This window comes from Pedococcus sp. P2_E5 (assembly GCF_056403895.1).
The window spans coordinates 1-20,534 of sequence record NZ_JBFUEP010000061.1; the positions used below are offsets into that span (position 1 = coordinate 1).

Consider the following 20,534-nt stretch of genomic DNA (forward strand, 5'->3'; position numbering starts at 1 on the left):
CACTTCTACGATGGAGACGGCCCGTCCGTTGATCGCCAGGCAGCGCGAGCTGCAGGTGCTCGACGACTGCCTCGCCTCCGCGCGTGCGGGTCGAGCGCGCCTGGCCCTCATCCACGGTGAGTCCGGGTTGGGAAAGACCCGACTGGCAGACTCGCTGGTGGAGCGCGCGCGTGAGTCAGGCGTGTTCGTCGCACAGGGCCACTGCACGCCGGTCAGCGGGGGCGAGCTGCCGTTCGGGCCCTTCGTCGAGGTGCTGAGCGGGATCGGCTCCGTGCGGAGCGCGCTGGACAGGGCGGGTGGCACCCCCTGGGAGCTGCTGCGGACGGCGCTGAGCGTATCCACGCCGAGTTCCGGACTCTCGTCGCCCGACACCGGCCTCGAGCGCTCCCGCTTGTTCACGAGCGTCCGGTGGGTGCTGCACGAGCTCGCCGAGCAGGAGCAGCAGCCGGTGCTCCTGGTGCTGGAGGACATCCACTGGGCCGACTCGTCCAGTCTCGACCTGCTCAACTACCTGGCTCGAACCGCCGGGCAGGAGCGGCTCCTGCTCGTGCTGACCTGCCGTGATGATGCGCTTGCCCGCAACGCCAGCACTCGCAAGGGTGTCCGAGAGCTGAGCCGCGCCGAGATGAGTCGTGACATCCACCTGGGGCCGTTCAGCGCAAACCAGGTCCGGGAGCTGCTCGCCACCTCAGACGTCCAGCTCCCTGCCGCGCAGCACGACAAGGTCGTGGACCTGTGCGACGGCAACCCCTTCATGGCGCTCGAGCTGGCGGCCCGCGACGAGATCGAGGGCGCCCACACCGAGGCCCTGCGTCAGGCGCTCCTGGGCCCGGTCGACGAGCTTCCGGACGACGCACGGTTCGCGTTGCACGTGGCCGCGGTACTGGGGGAGTACATCCCGCACGAGGTCCTGGAGAAGGCGATCGAGAGCAGGGGCGGCGACGTCGCGACCATTCTGCGCCTGCTCACGGAGCGAGGGCTGCTGGTCGCCGGGTCCGACCGCTACGACTTCCGTCACGCGATCCTCCGCGAGAGCGTGGTCAGGGAGATGTTGCACAGCGAGCAGACCGCCGCCCACCGGGCCGCGGTGCAAGGAGTTCGGCTGTCCCGCCGGGACGGGCTGCCCCGGGGCATCGCCCAGCTGGCCCACCACCTCGTGGCAGCGGGCGACTACGCCGATGCGCTGCCCACGGTGATCTCCGCAGCCGACCACGCGAGGAGCATGTACGCCTTCCCTGAGGCGCGTCGCCAGCTGTCGGTGGCCCGGGAGGAGCTCTGGGACCGGGTCGACGACCCTGAGGCGCTGAGTGCGTTGTCCTACGACGAGCTGCTGCGTCTCGAGGCGGAGATGGCACGGTGGGCGGGGGAGCCATCGGCAGCCGCGGAGCTGCTCCGCGCGGGTCTGGCTGCGGTGCCCCGCAAGGGGCTCTCGCGTGCCCGCCTGGAGCTCGAGCTGGGTGAGGCGCTGTGGGCCGCGGGCGACCCGGCCGGCACCCTGGCTGCGTGCGAGCGCGCCGAGGCGGCGCTGGAACCGGGGCCCCGCGAGCAGGTGCTTCGGGTGCGGGTGCTGGCGTCGCGCGCGCAGGCCCTGATCGCGCTCGGGCAGTACGAGCGGTGCCAGGCCGTCGCCGAGGAGGCCATCGCGCTGGCGCGGACGTGCGGGGCCACTCGCAACGCCCTCCAGGCCCGCATCACGCTGGCCACGGCGACTGCCCGTCGTGGCGACCTCGAGTTCGGTGTCGCCGAGCTGCACCGGTGCCTCACCGAGGCGGTGGCCGCCGACGCGTTCAAGGCCGTCGTGCGCTGCTATGGGAACCTCGCGTTCCTGCACTCCACGGCCGGCCAGCTCCGGCAGGTCCTGGACGTGGCGCAGGAGGGCGAGCACACCTGCCGGCGCTTCGGCCCGTTGCTCCTCGTGGCGCCGACGCTCGCCGAGAACTGGGTGCACGCCCTCGTCGCGACGGGCCGCTGGGACGATGCGCAGGCGCAGGCGCAGGAGCTCGAACAGCAGTGGGCCGCCGAGGGCATGGCGCTGACCCTGCACCTCCAGCTCGCCCAGGTGGCGGCGGCCCGGGGAGACGAACCGGGCTTCACGGCCGAGATGGCCATCATCGGCCGGTTCGCGAGCACGGACGATCCGTACACCGTGCACGACGTCACCCTCGCCAGCACCGAGCACCTGCTGTGGCAGGGCAAGGCCCATGAGGCGCACCGCATCTCACGGGAGGCGCTCGACCGGCTGGGGGAGCAGCAGGACGCAGGACTGGTCGTCAGCCTGTGCACCGTGGCGCTGCGCGCGCACGCGGACCTCGTCACCTCGAGGGGGGAGCCGGCCATCCGCGACGTCGCCGTCCGGGAGACGGCGGACCTGATCGCCAGCGCGCGTCGGGCGGCCCAGGGGGACACGGGCGCGCTCGACCGCGCCCACCTGCTGTTGTGCGAGGCCGAGGCCGCCCGTGCCTCGATGACCCCGTCGGCCGACACATGGGGCGCCGTTGTCGCGGAGTGGGAGCGCCTCGAATGTCCCTACCCCATGGCCTATGCGCAGTGGCGCCAGGCGGAGGCGCTCTTCGGGGTCCGCTCACGGTCGCAGGGGACACGGGTACTCGCCGCAGCACTGCGCACCGCCGTCGAGCTCGGCAGCACCCCACTGGAGCAGACCGTGCGCACGCTGGCGCGGCACGCGGGTGTGCCGGCCACAGAGCTGGACGTGGCGCCGGTGGCGGACGGCGATGACGACGAGGCGGTTGTCGTCCACACCGCCAACGGCATCCCTGTCCACCTGACCCCGCGGGAGCGGGACGTCCTGCGGATCCTGACCGAGGGCTTCTCGAACCAGCAGATCGCGAGACGGCTGTTCATCAGCGAGAGCACGGTGAGCGTCCACGTGTCCCACATCATCGCAAAACTGGGCGTATCCAACCGTCTCCAAGCCGCATCTGCGGCCCAGCGCCTGAATCTCTTCCCCTCCGGGCAGCAACGGGTGTAGACCGGACCCGAGGTCCGCACGAGAAGGGGGAGATGGTTCACATGGTGCACCCATGCATTCCTGACTGGGACGAGGGCGGCGTTGAGCTCCATGCCTGTCACTCGAAGTCATCGACGAAGACGCTGTGCAACAAGAAGAGGATCGCTCCCGACGACATCGACCAGACGGCGGGCGCACAGCAGGTCTGCCTGGACTGTTACGGCGACGTCAACCGCACCGAGGTCGACAACCTGATAAACATCCGCTAGGACGTTCGCCTGTTGCCTGCCGGTCATCGGCCTAAGGCTGCCGCCGCTGGCGGATAAGGGTATGCCGGGCGACTGGGGCGTCGCGGCGTCCGACCCTGTGAGGTATGAACCGCTACCGCACAGCGGCCACGCCGCTCGAACCAGTCGCCAGCACCCGACGCAGCACCAGCGTCCTCGCTGCCTTGTCGCTGGCCGTCATCGTCGCCAGCCCGCACGTGCTCACCGTCTCCCGTGCCGTCGTCAACCTGCCGGTCAGTGCCGTGGGGGTCACCTGGGGTCGGGCGCACGGCGGCACCTGCGACGTGCACGACGACCTCGTCGTCACCTGCAAGTCCATGGAGTCCGGCTTCACCAATGCCGGTACGACCGTGGGCAACGTCTGGCTGTACGACAACCTGGGTGGCCCGGACCGGCACCGCCACGAGGCCCGGCACGCGGACCAGTGGGCAATGTTGGGCCCGTTGTTCCCCGTTCTGTACGGCGCAGAGTCCATGCGGACCCGGGGCGACTTCGAACAGAGCGTGTTCGAGCGGTGGGCCGGCCTCCACGACGGGGGCTACACGCGGCACATCGGACCACAGTGACCGACGACGAGAGGGCCGGATCCGCTAAGCGGATCCGGCCCTTTTCGTGGACTCTGTCAGTGGGTGTTGGGGTGTCAGTGGGTGTTGGAGTAGTCGACCGAGCCGACCACGATCACCATGAGGCAGAACAGCGTCACCGCAGCGCTGGCGCAGCACAGCCCCAGGGCCCTGCGCGACGCTCGACGAGCGCCCTCGAGGTCTCCCAGTGCCAGCCGGGTGCGGACGTTGCCCGCACTCACGACGGCGGCGACCCCCAGAGGGCGGAAGCAGAGCATCGCGCACACCACGGCCAGGCCCTGGTAGGAGCGCACGGGGCGGATGGCCGGCAGGTCGCCCTGCGCGGTCGCGGCGACAGTGGTGGTGGTCAGCTGGACTGTTTCCATGCTCCCGACTGTCCGGGTACCGCCCCGGCCCGACATCCGGGAAATCCTTAGATCCAGCTCGAGGCTCCCTTAGCCGATCGGGACCGGTGGCGCAGGGGGTGTGTGGCCACTCGCTAGGGTGGGCAGGTCCCGGATCACCTCCGGGTACTGAACCCCCAGCACAGGAGGACGCCGTGGCTGACGCCGGACGCGCCCGCAAGATCGCCGACCGCATCAAGACGCTCATCGCCGCGAACGTCGTGTCGATCGTCAAGGACCCCGACCTGGGTTTCATCACCATCACCGACGTCCGCGTGACCGGCGACCTGCAGCACGCCTCGGTCTTCTACACCGTGTTCGGTGACGAGATCCAGCGCGACAAGACCGCCGCCCTGCTCGAGAAGAACAAGGGTCGACTGCGGTCGTTCGTCGGCCAGCAGATCCAGATCCGGCTCACTCCCAGCCTGGATTTCTTCGCCGACGCGATCCCGGAGACCGCGGCGCACATGGAGGACCTGCTGCGCGAGGCCAAGGAGCGCGACGAGGCGGTGGCCGCGGCCGCCGCCGGCGCGACCTACGCCGGCGACGCCGACCCCTACCGCAAGCCCGAGCCCGAGGACGAGGACGAGGATGCAGGCGTCGAGGGTTCTCCCACCGACCACACCCGGGACAACGGCGCGGATGCCCGCGCCTGACGGCCTGCTCGTCGTCGACAAGCCGTCCGGCTGGACGAGCCACGACGTGGTCGGCCGGGCCCGTCGGCTGTGCGCCACGCGCAAGGTCGGCCATGCCGGGACCCTGGACCCGATGGCCACCGGCGTCCTGGTGCTCGGCATCGGGCGGGCGACCCGGTTGCTGACCTTCCTCGTCGGCTGCGACAAGGAGTACACCGCCACCATCCGGCTGGGGCAGGCCACGATCACCGACGACGCCGAGGGGGAGGTCACCTCCTCCGCGGCCGCGGACGCCGTCACCACGGGACAGCTGGAGGCGGCCGTGCGCCAGCTGACCGGCGACATCCAGCAGGTGCCGAGCTCGGTGTCGGCCATCAAGGTCAAGGGCGAGCGCTCCTACCACCGGGTCCGCGCGGGCGAGGACGTCGACCTGCCCCCACGGCCGGTGACGGTCAGCCGGTTCGACATCCTGGCCACGCGCCCGGGTGAGGTGGACGGCATACCCGTGCTCGACGTGGACGTCGAGGTGACGGTGAGCTCCGGCACCTACGTCCGTGCGCTCGCCCGCGACCTCGGTGCCGCCCTCGGCGTGGGGGGTCACCTGAGTGCGTTGCGCCGCACCCGGGTCGGGGCCTTCACGCTCGACCGGGCGCACGACCTCGAGGCGCTGGGCGCCATCGAGGACCCGGAGCAGATCCCGGTCACCCCGCTCGCCGACGCCGCTCGCGCCCAGTTCACCGTGCGCGAGCTCACCATCACGGAGACCACCGCGGTGGGTTACGGCCAGCGCGTGGACTCTGCACAGGAGGGCCGCACCGAGCCGGTCGCGGCCTTCGCGCCGGACGGCCGCCTGGTCGCGATGCTCGACGAGACCGGTCGTCAGGCCAGGGCGCACGTCGTCTTTGCCCCGGCTGGTTCGTAGAGTGTCCTCCGTGCACCGCTGGACCGATCCCGCCCAGACCCCCGATGGCCTGCGCCCCTCCGTCGCCACCTTCGGCAACTTCGACGGTGTCCACCTGGGCCACCGCGCGGTGCTGGCCCGGCTCGTCGCCGAGGCGAGCGAGCGTGGCCTGCCCAGTGTGGCCGTCACCTTCGACCCGCACCCCGCGGCGATCTTCCACCCGGAGACCCTCGAGCTCATCGCACCGGGACGGCTGCGCGACGAGCTGCTCGAGACCACCGGCATCGACGGCCTGCTCGTGCTCGACTTCACCCAGGAGTTCGCCCAGCAGACCGCCGAGGAGTTCATCGTCCGCACCTTCGTCGAGACCCTGGGTGTCAGCGCGATCGTCGTCGGCGAGGACGCCCGTGGGTTCGGGCGGGGCTACACCGGCGACGTCTCCACGCTCGCTGCGCTGGGGGAGGAGCACGGCTTCGACGTGGTCGTCCTCGACGACCTGGGCAACGGCGAGCGCTGGTCGTCCTCGGCGGTGCGGCGCCACCTCGCCGCCGGCGAGGTGGGTGCCGCCTCCGCGATCCTCGGACGACCCCACCGCATGACCGGCACCGTCGTCCACGGCGCCCACCGCGGGCGTGAGCTGGGCTACCCGACCGCCAACCTCGCGCCCGACTCGCTCGGCCTGGTCCCCGCGGACGGGGTGTATGCCGGGTGGCTCACCCGGGTGGCCAAGCCCGCCGACGACCCCGAGCGGACCCTGCCGGCAGCCATCTCGGTCGGCACCAACCCGACCTTCGACGGGACCCTGCGCACCGTGGAGGCCTATGTCCTCGACCGGACCGACCTCGACCTCTACGACGAGGAGGTCACTGTCGAGTTCGTCGAACACATCCGCCCCACCCTGCGCTTCGACTCCATCGACGACCTGCTCACGGCCATGGCCGGGGACATCGAGAAGTGCCGACAGGTCCTCGCCTCGATCGTCCCGTCCTGACGAGGAGGTCCCGCGCCGGCGGGACCTGGGCCAGGGCGAGTGGYGGCGCGGCGCTGTGGAGCCGGAGCGACTGGGGACTGGTCGTGGCGGCCCTCGGGCTCTCGCTGATCGGTGCCCTGCTCGTGTGGTCGGCGACCCGGCACCAGGCGGGGTCGGCCTACCTCGTGCGCCACCTGTTCAACACGGCCCTCGGAGTCGGGCTGGCCGCGGCGGTGACCAGGACCGGTTACCAGCTGTTGCGAGCCGTGGCGCCCCTGCTCTACCTCGTGTCGGTCGCCGGGCTCGTCCTGGTGCTCACCCCGGTCGGGTCGACCGTCAACGGGTCGCACTCGTGGATCCTGCTGCCCGGGGGATTCTCGGTCCAGCCGTCGGAGTTCGCCAAGGTCGCCCTGTGCCTCGGCCTCGCGATCCTCCTGGGGGAGCGGATCGACCGCCAGGCCCAGCCCGACGGTCGTGACCTCCTCCTCGCCGTGCTCGTGGTGGCCGTCCCGATCGGGCTGGTCATGCTCCAGCCGGACCTCGGGTCGGCCCTCGTCCTCGGCGCGCTCGGGTTCGGCGTGGTCGCGGTCGCGGGCACACCCAAGCGCTACCTCGCGGCGACGACCGCCCTCGTGGCGGCGGGTGTCGTCGTCGCCCTCACCACGCCGGTCCTCAGCGACTACCAGCGGGATCGGCTGACGGCGTTCGCCGACCCGCAGGCGGACCCACAGGGGATCGGGTACCAGACCCGCCAGGTGCGCATCGCGATCGGCTCCGGAGGCTGGCAGGGGCAGGGGCTGTTCGAGGGCCGGCAGACGCAGGGCGGGTTCATCCCCTACCAGCAGACCGACTTCGTGTTCTCCGTGGCGGGGGAGGAGCTCGGCTTCCTCGGGGCGGCGGGCCTGCTGCTGCTCCTGGGGTTCGTGGTGCTGCGCGCCGTGCTCGTCGCCGCACGGGCCCAGGACGCGTTCGGGCGTCTCCTGGCCTCCGGCGTGGCGGTGTGGTTCCTGTTCCAGGTCTTCGAGAACGTCGGCATGAACCTCGGGATCACGCCGGTCACGGGGCTGCCGCTGCCGTTCCTGTCGTATGGCGGGTCCTCGATGTTCGCCTGCTGGCTGGCTGTCGGCCTCGTCAACAACGCGCACCTGGCCTCACGGCGACGCTGAACCACCCGGCATACCGCGGAGACGAGACCTGACAGCACGAAGAGTGACGCGATCAACGTGCTCAGCGGCAACGTCCAACTGTTTGGCCACAATCGCGCTCGATCACTCCCGTTCGCCGCTCGTGCATGGCACTATCCCGGGCAACGCCGTGTCATCCCCGTGGTACTCCACACACCCCCTGTCACCGAGCCGAGGACGGTCCATGTCGACTCAATCACCCCATGCCACCTCCACCAAAGCCGCCTCCAGGGACGAGCGCCTCAACACCGCCGTCCTGGAGCAACGCCCTGCCTCCGTGGCCCACCTGTTCCGTGACCGGGTCGCCAAGACGCCGCAGGCCGAGGCCTTCCGCTTCGCCGAGGACGACTCCTGGTCATCGGTGACGTGGGCGCAGGTGCGCGAGCGCGCCTACCGCCTCGCGGCCGGCCTGGTCGCCCTGGGGGTGCGGCCCGAGGACCGGGTGGCCATCGCCTCGTCCACGCGCTACGAATGGGCTCTGACCGACCTCGCGGTGATGTGCGCCGGTGGCGCCACCACGACGATCTACCCGACGACGATCGCCCCGGACGTCGCCTACATCCTGGCCAACTCCGGCAGCGTGGTCGTGTTCGCCGAGGACGACGAGCAGGTCGCCAAGCTGTGGGAGCGACGGATCGACCTGCCGGACGTCGCCCGCGTGGTGACCATCGACGGGAACTCCGACGGTGACTGGGTGATCAGCCTCGCCGAGCTCGAGGAGATGGGCGCCCAGCTGCTCGCGACGAACTCCTCGGCTGTCGACGACCGCATCGACGCCATCACCAAGGACCAGCTCGCCACCATCATCTACACGTCGGGCACGACGGGGCGTCCCAAGGGCGTCCGTCTCAGCCACGACGCCTGGGTCTACGAGGCCGCGGCGGTCGACGCGATCGGCATCCTGAACCCCAACGACCTGCAGTACCTCTGGCTGCCGCTGGCGCACGTCTTCGGCAAGGTGCTGCTGACCCTGCCCCTGCAGGTGGGCTTCCCGACGGCGATCGACGGCCGGGTCGACAAGATCGTCGACAACCTCGCCGTCGTCCAGCCGACCTTCATGGGGGCCGCACCTCGCATCTTCGAGAAGGCCTACGGCCGGATCACGACCATGGTCGCGAACGAGGGCGGGGTGAAGGCCAAGCTGTTCGCCTGGGCCACCGGCGTGGGCGCCAAGGTCGCCGACCTGCGCGCGCGGGGCGAGGAGCCGTCGGGCATGCTCGCCCGTCAGCACGCCGTCGCCGACAAGCTGGTGCTGCACAAGGTGCGGGCCCGCTTCGGCGGCCGGATCCGGTTCTTCATCTCCGGGTCCGCGGCGCTCAACAAGGACATCGCCACCTGGTTCGACTCCGTCGGCCTGGTCATCCTCGAGGGCTACGGCCTCACCGAGACCAGCGCCGCGTCGTTCGTCAACCGGCCGGCCACCAACGCGATCGGCACCGTCGGCTGGGCCCTGCCCGGCACCGAGGTCCGGATCGCCGAGGACGGCGAGGTCCTGCTGCGCGGTCCCGGCGTGATGGAGGGCTACCACAACAAGCCCGAGGACACGGCCGAGACCAAGGACTCCGACGGGTGGCTGCACACCGGCGACATCGGCACCCTCGACGAGTTCGGCTACCTGAAGATCACCGACCGCAAGAAGGACTTCTTCAAGACTTCCGGCGGCAAGTACGTCGGACCATCGCTCATCGAGTCGACCTTCAAGGGCCTTTGCCCCTACGTCAGCCAGTTCATGGTCTACGGGTCCGACCACAACTTCGTGACGGCGCTGGTCACCCTCGACGCCGACGCGATCAAGGAGTGGGCCGACCTGCACGGCGTCACCGGCGACTACCGCGCGATCGTGACCTCCCAGGAGGTGCGCGACATGGTGCAGGTCTACATCGACAACCTCAACGTCAACCTCAACCGCTGGGAGCAGATCAAGAAGTTCACGATCCTCGACCACGACCTCACCATCGAGGACGGTGACCTCACGCCCAGCCTCAAGCTGCGCCGCAAGGCCGTCAGCGAGAAGTACCAGACCACGCTCGACGCGCTCTACTCCGGCCAGTAGGCCGCGCGTGGGCTAGTCCACAGGACCCGGAGCACCAGCTCCACGAGGCGGGTCGGCGACGAGGGGCACGAAGCGGTACCACCCGTGCTCCTCGACCGTCGGCCCGCCTTCGCGTGCCACCACGCGCAGCATCCGTCCCGCCACGGGGATGACGAGCACTCCGTGCGGTGCCAGCTGCCGGACGAGCTCTGCAGGCAGGGCCGGCGCCTGCGCCGACACCAGGATGCGGTCGAACGGTCCGTGTGCCGCATGGCCCAGCTGGCCGGGCACCGCCGCCTCGACGTGCGCCCACGGCATACCCCTGCTCGCGAGGTTGGTGGCGCCGAAGGTCAGCAGGTCGGGAACCCGCTCGACGCCGGTCACCCGACCCGTGGGGCCGGTCAGGTGGGCCAGGAGGGCCGTCGACCAGCCGGACCCGGAGCCGACGTCGAGGACGCGGTCACCGGGCTGGACGTCGAGCAGCTCGAGCATCTGACGGACGGTCGTGGGTTGGCTGTTGGTCTGGCCGTGACCGATCGGGAGCGGCGCGTCGCGCTCGCTGTGGCGTCGTTGGGCGGGCGGCAGGAACGCCAGACGGGGCACCGCCTGCATCGCCGCAGCCACTCGTTCGGCCGTGCTCGGCACCCCTCCAGTATCGCCGGGCGGGGCGAACAGCGCTCCGTGGGCTGGGTCCTGGTGGCCGTCGAGCCTCCCAGCCAACCCCCAGCCACGTCGCAGCCCCCTCACATCGGCGGCGCGCACGCTGGGTCCGTGCCCTTGTGGTGGGCCGGGTCGGAGGTGTGTGGCATGCCCCTGCTGGGTTGGCCCCTGCTGGTCACGCTGGGTCTGGCGACAGTCCTCGCGACCGTTCTGGCGCTCGTGCTGTGGTCCCGCGTTCGCGGCCCGGCCCCTGCGCGCGTGGCTCAGCGGCTCGTCCTGGTCGTGGCGGGTCAGCTGGCCGCCGTGCTGCTGGTCGCGGCTGCCCTCAACGACTACGGGTACTTCTACGGGTCGTGGTCGGAGCTGCTGGGCACGACGGCCTCGGCCGCGGCGGTGGTCCACGCCGGCGTGAACCCACCCGCGAGGCACCACGACGGACTGCCGCCGTCGGCCACCCGCGACGCGTCCCTCGCGGGGGTCGACTCGTGGTCGACGCCGGCGCAGTGGGCGACGCGCGGCCGGGTCGAGACCCTCACTCTCTCGGGCGCGCACAGCGGACTGTCCGAACCGGCCGCCGTCTACCTGCCGCCGCAGTACTTCCAGAGGGCCTACGCCAGGACCGTGTTCCCGGGGGTCGAGGTGTTCACGGGCTACCCGGGCGCCACGCGGGCCCTGGTCTCGCGGATGAAGTACCCCGATGTGCTGCTGTCGCAGATCGACGCGCACCGTGCGCGGCCGATGGTCCTGGTCATGATGCGACCGACCGTGGTGCCGCCGCGCGACACCGAGTGCAGCGACGTCCCGGGTGGACCCCAGACCCTGACCTACTTCGGTGAGGACGTCCCGAGGACCGTGTCCCAGGACCTGCGGGTCGCTCCGGTCGGGTGGGGAGCGATGGGTGACTCCACCGGTGGCTACTGTGCGGCCAAGCTCCTGCTCACCCACTCCTCCGTCTTCACGACCGGGGCGGCGCTGTCCGGCTACTACCACACGCTCAAGGACGGGACGACCGGAGACCTCTGGGGCGGTTCGCCTGTCGTGCGCGACCTCAACGACCCGGAATGGCTCGTGCGTCATGAGCCGGAACCACCGGTCTCGCTGTTCGCGACGATCGGTACCGGCGAGATCGGAGGTACGGGGCTCCGCGACACGCGCCGGTTCGTCGCCCTCGTGCACGCACCGATGTCCGTGACCACCGTGGTCGTGCCCGGCGGTGGACACAACTTCGCCAGCTGGTCGGCCCTCATGCCGCGGGCCCTGGACTTCCTCTCCGCCCACCTCGCGGCGGAGCGTCCTCAGGGTGGTGTGGCGGCCAGCAGGGCACGGGCGATCACCTCGTGACCCGCGGCATTCGGGTGGTCGCCGTCGGAGGACAGCAGTGGGGTGGGGTTGCGGTTGCCGTCCGCGCTGAGGAAGGGCGCATAGAGGTCCACGCACGTGTCACCGAAGGTCCGCGCCGTCGCGCAGATCGCCCGGTTGGCAGACACGGTCACGGTGTCGCTCCAGTCGGCGAAACCGGGCCCGCGCTGCCGGTCGGCCACGTCACCGTCCTCGAACACGTTCCAGTACGTCGTCACCTCGACCCGCTGACCCTGCTGCCCGAGGACCCTGATCCGCGCGAGATCCGCAGCGAGCCCGCGCGCCATGGCCGCGACGGCGGGCGCCGTGCAGGCCGAGTCGCACCCGGTCCGCTCCCACCGGTCCTCGAGCGGACCGAGGTCGTTGGCCCCGATGGTCACCACGACCGTGTCGGCCGACGCCACCGACCCCGACGGTCCGGGCCGGGTCAGCTGGGCGGCCAGCGAGCCGGTCGTCAGGCCGGGTGTGCCGAGGTTCGTGGCGGTCACGGCCCGTCCGTCGCGCACGGCGACCAGACCGGCGAACCGCTCCACGAACGGTGTGCAGGCGCAGGTGGACCCGGCCGTCACCGAGTCGCCGAGCCCGACCACGGAGAGTGGGCCGTGGGGGATGGTGGTGGCCACCTGGGGCGGCGCTGACGGCGTGCTCCGCGGCGGGGAGGGGTCCGCGAGCTCCGGTGCCGTACGGGCGGGGCTGTGTGACCAGGCGAGCGCTACCGCTGTCGCGAGGGCAACGCCCCCAGCCGCGAGGGCAACGCCTCCAGCCGCGACGGCTGGCGGGAGCAGGTGGCGAGGCACTCGCGCGATGGTAGGAACCGATGCTGGGAGAAGCGTGGGAAGGCCCGTCCAGCTCCACGGCCCGCCCCGTTCCAGCTCCACGGCCCGCCCCCCGGGCGCAGGCCGGGGCTCCCTCGTTTTCGGCGCCCGGCCGTGCCGCCGTTACCCTTGTCCCACCATGACCCAGACCTCCGGCACTTCCGTCTTCCCGCTGCTCGAGCCGTTGCTCGAGCAGGTCAGCAAGCCCATCCAGTACGTCGGGGGCGAGCTGAACTCCACGGTGAAGGACTGGAACTGCGGCGGTCACGGCCCGGACGGGCAGGAGCTGACCACCCGCTGGGCGCTGATGTACCCCGACGCCTACGAGGTGGGGGTGCCCAACCAGGGCGTCATGATCCTCTACGAAGTGCTGAACGAGCGCCCCGATGCCCTGGCCGAGCGGACCTACGCCGTCTGGCCGGACCTCGAGGCGCTGATGCGCGAGCACGAGGTGCCCCAGTTCACCGTCGACGCGCACCGGTCGGTGCGTGACTTCGACGTGCTCGGCCTGTCCTTCTCGACCGAGCTGGGGTACACCAACATGCTCACCGCGCTCGACCTCGCAGGCATCCCGCTGCACGCGGTCGACCGCACGGACGACGACCCGATCGTCGTCGCCGGCGGCCACGCCGCCTTCAATCCCGAGCCGGTTGCCGACTTCGTCGACGCCGCCATCGTGGGGGACGGCGAAGAGGCCGTGCTCGCGGTCACCCACCACATCGGCGCCTGGAAGGCGGAGGGTATGCCGGGTGGCCGGCGCGAGCTGCTGCTGCGCCTGGCCCGGACCGGTGGGGTCTACGTCCCGTCGCTGTACGACGTCTCCTACCTGCCCGACGGGCGGATCCAGCGGGTCGCGCCCAAGGCTGACGCCCACGGCGTGCCGTGGCGGGTGTCGAAGCACACCGTCATGGACCTCGACGCGTGGCCCTACCCCAAGCAGCCGCTGGTCCCGCTGGCCGAGTCGGTCCACGAGCGGATGTCGGTCGAGATCTTCCGTGGGTGCACCCGCGGTTGCCGGTTCTGCCAGGCCGGGATGATCACCCGCCCGGTGCGCGAGCGCTCCATCACCGGCATCGGCGAGATGGTCGAACGCGGCCTGGCCGCAACGGGTTTCGAAGAGGTCGGGCTGCTGTCACTGTCCTCTGCCGACCACTCCGAGATCGCCGACATCGCCAAGGGTCTGGCCGACCGCTACGAGGGCACCCAGACCGGGCTGTCACTGCCGTCGACCCGCGTGGACGCCTTCAACATCGACCTCGCGAACGAGCTCACCCGCAACGGCCGCCGCTCCGGGCTGACGTTCGCGCCCGAGGGCGGCAGCGAACGCATCCGCAAGGTCATCAACAAGATGGTGTCCGAGGACGACCTCATCAACACCGTCGCCGCGGCGTACGGCGCTGGCTGGCGACAGGTGAAGCTGTACTTCATGTGCGGCCTGCCCACCGAGACCGACGAGGACGTGCTCCAGATCGCCGAGCTCGCCAAGAAGGTCATCGAGACGGGCCGCCAGGTCTCGGGTCGCCGTGACATCCGGTGCACCGTGTCCATCGGCGGTTTCGTGCCCAAGCCGCACACGCCGTTCCAGTGGTGCGCCCAGCTCGGCAACGAGGAGACCGACGCCCGGCTGGCCAAGCTGCGCGAGGCGATCAGGTCCGACCGCCGCTACGGCTCGTCGATCGGATTCCGCTACCACGACGGCAAGCCGGGCATCGTCGAGGGACTCCTGTCCCGAGGCGACCGCCGGATCGGCCGGGTCATCGAGCAGGTCTGGCGCGACGGGGGGAGGTTCGACGGCTGGAGCGAGCACTTCTCGTTCGACCGCTGGATGAGTGCGGCCGACACCGCCCTGGCCGACCTCCCCGTCGACGTGGCCTGGTACACCACGCGCGAGCGCGGCGAGACCGAGGTGCTCCCCTGGGACCACATCGACTCGGGTCTCGACAAGGAGTGGCTCTGGGCCGACTGGCAGGACGCCCTCGACGAGACCGAGGTCGACGACTGCCGCTGGACGCCGTGCTTCGACTGCGGGGTGTGCCCCCAGATGGGCACCGACATCGAGGTCGGCCCCACGGGCAAGACGCTGCTGCCCCTCACCGTCCTCGGCGCCGGCCGTGAGGCCATGCTCGCGGCAAGTGGTGCGAGCGGCGGCCCGGCCCACACGCACTGAGCGGTTGTCGAGGTGGAGCCCACCTGGCCCGAGCCAGGTGGGCTCCTGACCTCGACGGGTCAGGGGACGACGACGTCGCCGACCATGCCCATGTCGTCGTGGATGGCGCAGATGTAGTGGAAGGTGCCCGCGGTGGTGAAGGTGACGTCGAACGGGGCTCCGGGCGCGAGGACCCCGCTGTTGAGGTCGCCACCGGCGAAGTGGGTCGGGTCACCGGAGGGGGCCAGGATGGCCAGCCCCGGGGGCTCCTCACCAAAGGTCACGGTGTGCGGTGCGCCGGGTCCGGCCACGAAGAACGAGACCGTGTCGCCCCGGTGCACCACGATGCGGTCACGGACGAACCGTGACACCCCGAAGCCCTCGCCGTCCACGCCGACGAGCACGGTGGAGCCGGTGGTCGCCTGGGCCTGCCTGGCCTGACGCCAGGCGTCGCGTCCGTGGTTGAGGGCGACATCGGCCTGCTGCGTGCCCGCCCGGTCGTAGTCCCGCTGGGTGTAGGGGTAGGCGGTGCCGGCCGGACGGACGTGCACCGTGCCGGTCATCATCAGCCCGTGCAGGAGGCAGACGTACGTGAAGTCACCGGTCGCCGTGAAGGTCAGGTGGTAGGCGGTGGCCGGGTCCGTGAAGACGAAGATCGGCTGCGTGGCCATGATCCCTGAGTTGGCGTAGCCGGTGCCGTCGTAGACCGAGGCTCCCTGAGCCGTCGTCTGGGACGGGTCGAACGGGTTGAACTCGGGCAGCGCCGTCCCGGGCGCCAGGAAGGTCACGGTGTGCGGCTCTGCACTGTTGGACGTCCACCGGACGGTGTCGCCGGCGTCGACCCAGATGTCCTTGGGCAGGAATGCCATCGCCGTGACGCCCATGTCGGGTGTCTCGGCGCCGACGCGCACGTGCCACGTGACGGGTCCGGCGGTCGCCGCCGAGGCACTTGGGCCCACGGCGATGGGGGTGGTGAGGGCGGTGACGGAGACGACGGCCAGAACGAGCCGTCGCAGCGCTGAAGTCGCGGACATGGGTGCTCCTCAGAAGGGACTCACGGTCGCGGTCGCGGCCGCGTCGGATTGCTCGTGGGCCCCTTCAGCGCGCGCACTCCACGACAAGGGTGCTCGTCCGGCCGGGACGTGGCCTCATGCCTTTGGACGATTTCCGGTGCCCTCGYCGCCTYGCCGCCTCTAGGGATGGCACTGGTGGTGTGGCGCTACGGGCTGGAGGCCCCGTCGCCGTTGTCGACGGTCAGGGAGGACACTTCCTCGCAGTTCGAGGGGATGTCCCGCTGCCCGGGGTTGGTGCTGTCGTAGCTGACCCGCCACGAGAACGACCCGGAGGTCGTCTGTGCCGGAGCATTGCCCGACGTGACGGTCTGCGGCGAAGCGCCGGAGACGACCTTGGTCGTCGAGAACGCGTTCGCACCGGTGCAGGTGCCGTTGGTGAAGAACTCGAACGACACGGTGCCCGCCAGGTTGCCGCCGGCGGTGGCAGACACGGTCACCGAGTCGCTCGGCACCCACGTCTGCGTGCTGGTCAGCGACGACGGCACCGTGTTCACGACGACGTCCTCGTTGGTGTCGTCGCAGGCGGTGTTGTGCGTCGTGGCGTTGTTGTTCGGCAGGTTCCCGCTGTACGAGGCCGCCCAGTGGTAGGTGCCTGCCGCCGTCGGGACGAACTGCGGGTTCGGCGTCGAGGCAGTGCCGTTGACGCTGATGTTCACCGCCGCCGAGGTGTAGGCGACAGTGGTGCAGTTGTTCGGCCCGAAGAGGGTGAACGTGATCGTGCCACCCGCAGCCGCGCCGCCGGTGCCGGTCAGGTTGATGACCGGGTTGGCCGGCTGGGTGGCCAGGCCACTCAGGGTGGCGCTGTCACTGACCGAGCCACCGAGGACGACGTCGTCACTCGCTGTCGTGGCCAGACCGGGCGTCACGGGGTTGACCGTGAAGCACTCGGTCGCACTGGAGTCGCTCGAGCCGGGGATCCCGTTGGCGGAGTCGCCGCTCCAGGTGGCGCGCCAGCAGTACCGACCTGCCGAGGTCACGTAGGCCGCCGGTGAGAGAACCGTGACCGGGTATGCCGCGCCCGTCAGGTTCGTCGAGCCGACCGAGGTCCCGCCGCTGGTGCACAGACCGGGGGAGTCGACCTTGCAGAGGTTGAACGCGACGGATCCCGTCGGGGTGGCGGTGCCACCGACGACGCTCACCACGGCCGAGTCCTTGACCTGCACCACACCGGTTCCGATGGACAGACCGCCGGCCGGGATGTTACCGCCGGCGCCGGTCTTCGGCGTCGTGACGGTCGTGGAGGTGCAGTTGGTGATCGGCGGGGCGTTCTTGAGGATGGTGTCCTTGTAGTCCGCCGTGTCGGAGTTGCCCGTCACCGTGCTCGGGATGGTGTTGGCGAACGTCTTGCACGCGGTGCTGCCGCCGAAGATGGTCGCCGTCAGGTCGACCGCCGCCTCACCGCGGAACCCGTCCGCGCTGTACTCCGCCTGGGACACGGTGGAGTCGAGCTGCGTCGCGGCGCCGAGGGTCAGGTTGGGTGCGGTGCCGGACCAGGTGCGCAGGAACAGGTCCTTGCTGCCGCCCTGCTGGTCCCACAGGATCATGAAGTCGCCCGCCTTGCGGTTCGCCCACGGGTTACAGCTCGCGATGAGCTGGGCCTCGGTGGCGGTGTCGTAGGCACAGGCGGCGGGTGCCGCGTTCTGCATGAACTCGTACGAGATGAAGCCGCTGCCGGTGTTGTTGTCACGCTCCCACGCGAAGTACAGCCAGTCGTGGTTGGGGGCGGCGGTGTCCCGCTCGGTGTCGAGCCAGGCCCGGCGCAGGTCGACCTGCCCGTTGGGGTTCGTGGTGTCGAGCATCGGGACGGCGGCGCTGTGGATGACGCCGATCTTCGTGACGTTCGAGTTCTTGGGGCCGAGCTCCTTGACGTTGCCGAACGGGTCGGGGAGCTCGGTGGTGTTGGCATCGGGAATGGTGCCGTCGATGGTGAACGGGCCGTCGGCGGCGTAGGCCACCTGCGGTACCGCCACCGCGCCGGCGAGGACCAGTCCCGCGATGGCCAGTGTGGCCTTCAGCCGCGACCTGCGGGTCATCCTGCTTCCGCCCCCTGCGGCGGTCATGCGTTGTGTCATGACTCCTCCAATTCCATTGCACCGGCCCGTGTTTGGAGCCGGGAGGGCATCGCGCCGGCGGTGCGGACCGCGGCTCCGTCGTCGGGGAACTCCCGCCAGAGAGGGGGATCGAGGACGGTGGGGTCGTCGGGCACGGTCGTCGTGTGCCGATCTCGCAACGCTATGGCGGACGGACATCGCGCGTGACCGTCATATGGCGCAGGAGAGGCACGCATTAAGCGCAGGAGGAAGCGCACATAGTGGTGATTGCCGACAAAGGGGGGACCTCCGCGGCCCCCGCTCTCAGGGAACTCACATCAAACCGGTGACATTTGTCATCGGGCCCGGACGAACCCCCGGTGTCGAATGAGACCGCTCCACCTGGGGGTTGCCGAGACCCGGCTGCCCCGGGCCACTCGTCCCGGAGGTCTGATGTCACGAATGTCGAGAACCGCATGCGCCGCACTGGGCGCAGCCGCACTGGTCACTGCCGCGTCTGCCGGCTCCGCCCTGGCCGCCACGGCGGGGTCCCACGCCCTGCCGGGCAGTGTCCCGTCCTGGGCAGTCGCGAAGAACCGCGCCGCCAGCAGCGACGGCACCCAGCAGGTCACGTTCCGCGTCTACCTGAACTACCGCGGTGGTGACGCGGCCGCGGCATACGCCAGCTCGGTCTCGACCCCCGGCAGTGCCAACTACGCGAAGTTCCTGACCCCGGCGCAGTTCCGCGCCCAGTTCTCGCCCGCGCAGGCCGACGTGAACAGCGTCTCGGCGTGGCTGAAGAGCCAGGGTTTCTCGCTCGGCACCACTCCCGGCAACCGCAAGTACGTCGAGGCCACCGGAACGCTGGCGCAGGCGGCCCGGGCGTTCGACACCTCCTTCGCGGAGTACCGCACCGAGGGCAGGACCGTGCGCGGCAACGCCTCGGCGCTCAAGGTCCCGGCCGGCCTCACCGCGGTCGAGGGAGTCGTCGGGCTCGACGAGTCGCAGACCCTGGCCCACCAGGACACGGTGACGCCCGGACCCCCGCTGTTCCGCAACGCCGACCCGACCAGCGCCTACTGGGGCGAGAAGACGGTGCAGAACACCCCCACACCCGACGGCACGGCCCTGCCGGCGTCCCCGAGCGCCTTCGCGCCCAAGGGGTATGCCGGGGCGCAGCTCCAGGGCTTGTACGGCATGACCGGGGCGATCGGCTCGGGGAACGACGGCCGGGGAGTCACCGTCGGCGTCATCGATGCCTACGCCTCGCCGACGATCCTCCAGGACGCCAACACCTACTCGGCCGCCCACGGGCTGCCGTCCCTGAACGGGCACTTCCGCCAGGTCGTCGCGCCGGGCACCTACAACCGCCCGCAGAACCCCAAGCAGGACCCGCAGGGCTGGGCCGGTGAGGAGACCCTCGACGTCGAGGCGGTCCACACGATGGCTCCGGGAGCCGACATCACCTACATCGGCGCCCCGAACAACTACCGCGATCTGGACGCGATCATGAACAAGGTCGTGGACAACCACCTCGCCGACATCGTGACCAACTCGTACGGCTACGGCGGCGAGGCCCTCCCCGCCGGCACCATCAAGCCGTCGCTGGACACCCAGATCCAGGCGGCCGCAGAAGGCATGACGCTGTTCTTCTCCTCCGGCGACAGCGGCGACGAGACGGGCGGCGTGGCCGGCGCCACCCCCAGCCCGGACTGGCCGGCGTCGAGCCCCTACGTCACCGCGGTCGGCGGCACCAGTGCTGGTGTGTCCCAGACCAACGGTCGGGTCTTCGAGCTCGGCTGGGAGACCGCCAAGGGCACGCTGAACAAGGCCACCACGACGTGGAACACCCCGGCGTTCCTCTACGGCAGTGGCGGCGGCACCTCGCGGCTGTTCGCCCAGCCGTCCTACCAGGCGGGTGTGGTCCCGTCGGCCATCTCGCAGACCTACGGCGGCGGCGCGATGCGCTCGGTGCCCGACGTCGCGGCCCTCGGAGATCCCAACACCGGCATGCTCGTCGGTGAGACCCAGACCTTCCCGGACGGGTCGCAGCAGTACTCCGAGTACCGCATCGGCGGCACCTCGCTCGCCTCGCCGCTCTACGCGGGCATGTTCGCCCTGGCCCAGCAGAAGGCGGGTCACGCGTTCGGTCTCGCCAACCCGGTGCTCTACGGAGCCCGCAGCACCAGCGTCGACATCACCAAGACCGACCTCACGGCCTACCCCGGTGACGTGCGCTCCGACTACGTCAACGGCGTCGACGCCGCCGACGGCTACGTCTACAGCGCTCGCTACTTCGACCGTGACGACGCCCTGACCATCCACGTCCGCCCCGGGTACGACGACGTCACCGGCGTCGGCGTCCCCGACGGACAGGCGTGGTTGAACGCGGTCGCTTCCTCCTGACCGCGCGCGCCGGCGGGCGGGTCCCCTTCACCCTCTCGTCGGCGCCACCCCCTGGCTCCTCGTGCGGAGAGGGTCAGGGTATGCCGCCCGCTCACCCAGGC

16 protein-coding genes are annotated in these 20,534 nt (G+C 70.7%); 11 read left to right on the forward strand and 5 right to left on the reverse strand.

Annotation, left to right across the window (positions count from 1 at the left end):
* The 3 genes from AC1DVZ_RS17595 to AC1DVZ_RS17605 all read left to right on the forward strand — a co-directional run.
* The coding region (locus AC1DVZ_RS17595; RefSeq protein ID WP_477619489.1) for a helix-turn-helix transcriptional regulator at positions 1–2,989 on the forward strand (2,989 nt) is incomplete at its 5' end.
* Positions 2,990–3,021: 32 nt separating this feature from the next.
* The gene (locus tag AC1DVZ_RS17600) at positions 3,022–3,237 is read left to right on the forward strand and encodes a hypothetical protein (protein WP_477619490.1); all 216 of its coding nucleotides are present in this window, start codon (positions 3,022–3,024) and stop codon (positions 3,235–3,237) included.
* Between the two features lie 104 nt (positions 3,238–3,341).
* Positions 3,342–3,821, forward strand: coding sequence for a hypothetical protein (locus tag AC1DVZ_RS17605; RefSeq protein WP_477619491.1), 480 nt, complete (start codon positions 3,342–3,344; stop codon positions 3,819–3,821).
* 74 nt (positions 3,822–3,895) lie between these two features.
* Here AC1DVZ_RS17605 and AC1DVZ_RS17610 read toward each other — a convergent pair whose 3' ends face one another.
* A complete protein-coding gene (locus AC1DVZ_RS17610; RefSeq protein WP_477619492.1) occupies positions 3,896–4,204 on the reverse strand; it encodes a CD225/dispanin family protein in 309 nt (102 codons plus the stop codon).
* 173 nt (positions 4,205–4,377) lie between these two features.
* Between AC1DVZ_RS17610 and rbfA the strand changes: the two genes are divergently transcribed.
* The 5 genes from rbfA (at position 4,378) to AC1DVZ_RS17635 (ending at position 9,965) form a co-directional block, all read left to right on the forward strand.
* A complete protein-coding gene (gene rbfA, locus AC1DVZ_RS17615) occupies positions 4,378–4,878 on the forward strand; it encodes a 30S ribosome-binding factor RbfA (protein ID WP_477619493.1) in 501 nt (166 codons plus the stop codon).
* A complete protein-coding gene (truB, locus tag AC1DVZ_RS17620) occupies positions 4,865–5,779 on the forward strand; it encodes a tRNA pseudouridine(55) synthase TruB (RefSeq protein ID WP_477619494.1) in 915 nt (304 codons plus the stop codon). The genes rbfA and truB overlap by 14 nt, the downstream gene beginning before the upstream one ends.
* 10 nt (positions 5,780–5,789) lie before the next feature.
* Positions 5,790–6,749 carry a bifunctional riboflavin kinase/FAD synthetase gene (locus tag AC1DVZ_RS17625; RefSeq protein WP_477619495.1) on the forward strand — a complete coding sequence of 320 codons (960 nt, stop codon included), beginning with the start codon at positions 5,790–5,792 and terminating at the stop codon, positions 6,747–6,749.
* Complete coding sequence (gene rodA, locus AC1DVZ_RS17630) at positions 6,713–7,894, forward strand: rod shape-determining protein RodA (RefSeq protein WP_477619496.1); 1,182 nt, start codon at positions 6,713–6,715, stop codon at positions 7,892–7,894. Before AC1DVZ_RS17625 ends, rodA begins: the two co-directional genes overlap by 37 nt.
* A gap of 202 nt (positions 7,895–8,096) precedes the next feature.
* On the forward strand, positions 8,097–9,965 hold the full coding sequence (locus AC1DVZ_RS17635; RefSeq protein WP_477619497.1) for an AMP-dependent synthetase/ligase: 1,869 nt from the start codon (positions 8,097–8,099) through the stop codon (positions 9,963–9,965).
* 12 nt (positions 9,966–9,977) lie between these two features.
* Here the strand turns inward: AC1DVZ_RS17635 and AC1DVZ_RS17640 are convergent, their stop codons facing one another.
* Entirely contained in the window at positions 9,978–10,589 is a 612-nt protein-coding gene (locus AC1DVZ_RS17640) for a protein-L-isoaspartate O-methyltransferase family protein (protein WP_477619498.1), read from the reverse strand.
* A gap of 162 nt (positions 10,590–10,751) precedes the next feature.
* On the opposite strand from AC1DVZ_RS17640, the gene AC1DVZ_RS17645 reads away from it, so the two are divergent.
* Positions 10,752–11,945: an alpha/beta hydrolase gene (locus tag AC1DVZ_RS17645; RefSeq protein WP_477619499.1), complete on the forward strand. Its 1,194-nt coding sequence runs from the start codon at positions 10,752–10,754 to the stop codon at positions 11,943–11,945.
* Here the strand turns inward: AC1DVZ_RS17645 and AC1DVZ_RS17650 are convergent.
* Positions 11,900–12,760, reverse strand: coding sequence for an SGNH/GDSL hydrolase family protein (locus AC1DVZ_RS17650; RefSeq protein WP_477619500.1), 861 nt, complete (start codon positions 12,758–12,760; stop codon positions 11,900–11,902). The genes AC1DVZ_RS17645 and AC1DVZ_RS17650 overlap by 46 nt on opposite strands.
* A 157-nt stretch (positions 12,761–12,917) precedes the next feature.
* Between AC1DVZ_RS17650 and AC1DVZ_RS17655 the strand changes: the two genes are divergently transcribed.
* Positions 12,918–14,945, forward strand: a complete 2,028-nt coding sequence (locus AC1DVZ_RS17655; protein ID WP_477619501.1) for a TIGR03960 family B12-binding radical SAM protein — start codon at positions 12,918–12,920, stop codon at positions 14,943–14,945.
* 59 nt (positions 14,946–15,004) lie between these two features.
* On the opposite strand, the gene AC1DVZ_RS17660 is transcribed toward AC1DVZ_RS17655, so the two are convergent.
* Positions 15,005–15,958 carry a cupredoxin domain-containing protein gene (locus AC1DVZ_RS17660; RefSeq protein ID WP_477619502.1) on the reverse strand — a complete coding sequence of 318 codons (954 nt, stop codon included), beginning with the start codon at positions 15,956–15,958 and terminating at the stop codon, positions 15,005–15,007.
* A 185-nt stretch (positions 15,959–16,143) separates the two neighbouring features.
* Positions 16,144–18,030, reverse strand: coding sequence for a hemagglutinin (locus AC1DVZ_RS17665; protein WP_477619503.1), 1,887 nt, complete (start codon positions 18,028–18,030; stop codon positions 16,144–16,146).
* 459 nt (positions 18,031–18,489) lie between these two features.
* On the opposite strand from AC1DVZ_RS17665, the gene AC1DVZ_RS17670 reads away from it, so the two are divergent.
* Complete coding sequence (locus AC1DVZ_RS17670) at positions 18,490–20,433, forward strand: S53 family peptidase (protein WP_477619504.1); 1,944 nt, start codon at positions 18,490–18,492, stop codon at positions 20,431–20,433.
* The last annotated feature ends 101 nt before the right edge of the window (positions 20,434–20,534 follow it).

Coding starts and splice junctions, on each gene's coding strand:
- AC1DVZ_RS17635 (WP_477619497.1), top strand. CDS start 8,097: ATGTCGACTCAATCACCCCATGCCACCTCCACCAAAGCCGCCTCCAGG.
- AC1DVZ_RS17605 (WP_477619491.1), top strand. CDS start 3,342: ATGAACCGCTACCGCACAGCGGCCACGCCGCTCGAACCAGTCGCCAGC.
- AC1DVZ_RS17600 (WP_477619490.1), top strand. CDS start 3,022: ATGGTTCACATGGTGCACCCATGCATTCCTGACTGGGACGAGGGCGGC.
- AC1DVZ_RS17655 (WP_477619501.1), top strand. CDS start 12,918: ATGACCCAGACCTCCGGCACTTCCGTCTTCCCGCTGCTCGAGCCGTTG.
- AC1DVZ_RS17660 (WP_477619502.1), bottom strand. CDS start 15,958: ATGTCCGCGACTTCAGCGCTGCGACGGCTCGTTCTGGCCGTCGTCTCC.
- AC1DVZ_RS17610 (WP_477619492.1), bottom strand. CDS start 4,204: ATGGAAACAGTCCAGCTGACCACCACCACTGTCGCCGCGACCGCGCAG.
- AC1DVZ_RS17645 (WP_477619499.1), top strand. CDS start 10,752: ATGCCCCTGCTGGGTTGGCCCCTGCTGGTCACGCTGGGTCTGGCGACA.
- AC1DVZ_RS17665 (WP_477619503.1), bottom strand. CDS start 18,030: ATGACCCGCAGGTCGCGGCTGAAGGCCACACTGGCCATCGCGGGACTG.
- AC1DVZ_RS17670 (WP_477619504.1), top strand. CDS start 18,490: ATGTCGAGAACCGCATGCGCCGCACTGGGCGCAGCCGCACTGGTCACT.
- truB (WP_477619494.1), top strand. CDS start 4,865: ATGCCCGCGCCTGACGGCCTGCTCGTCGTCGACAAGCCGTCCGGCTGG.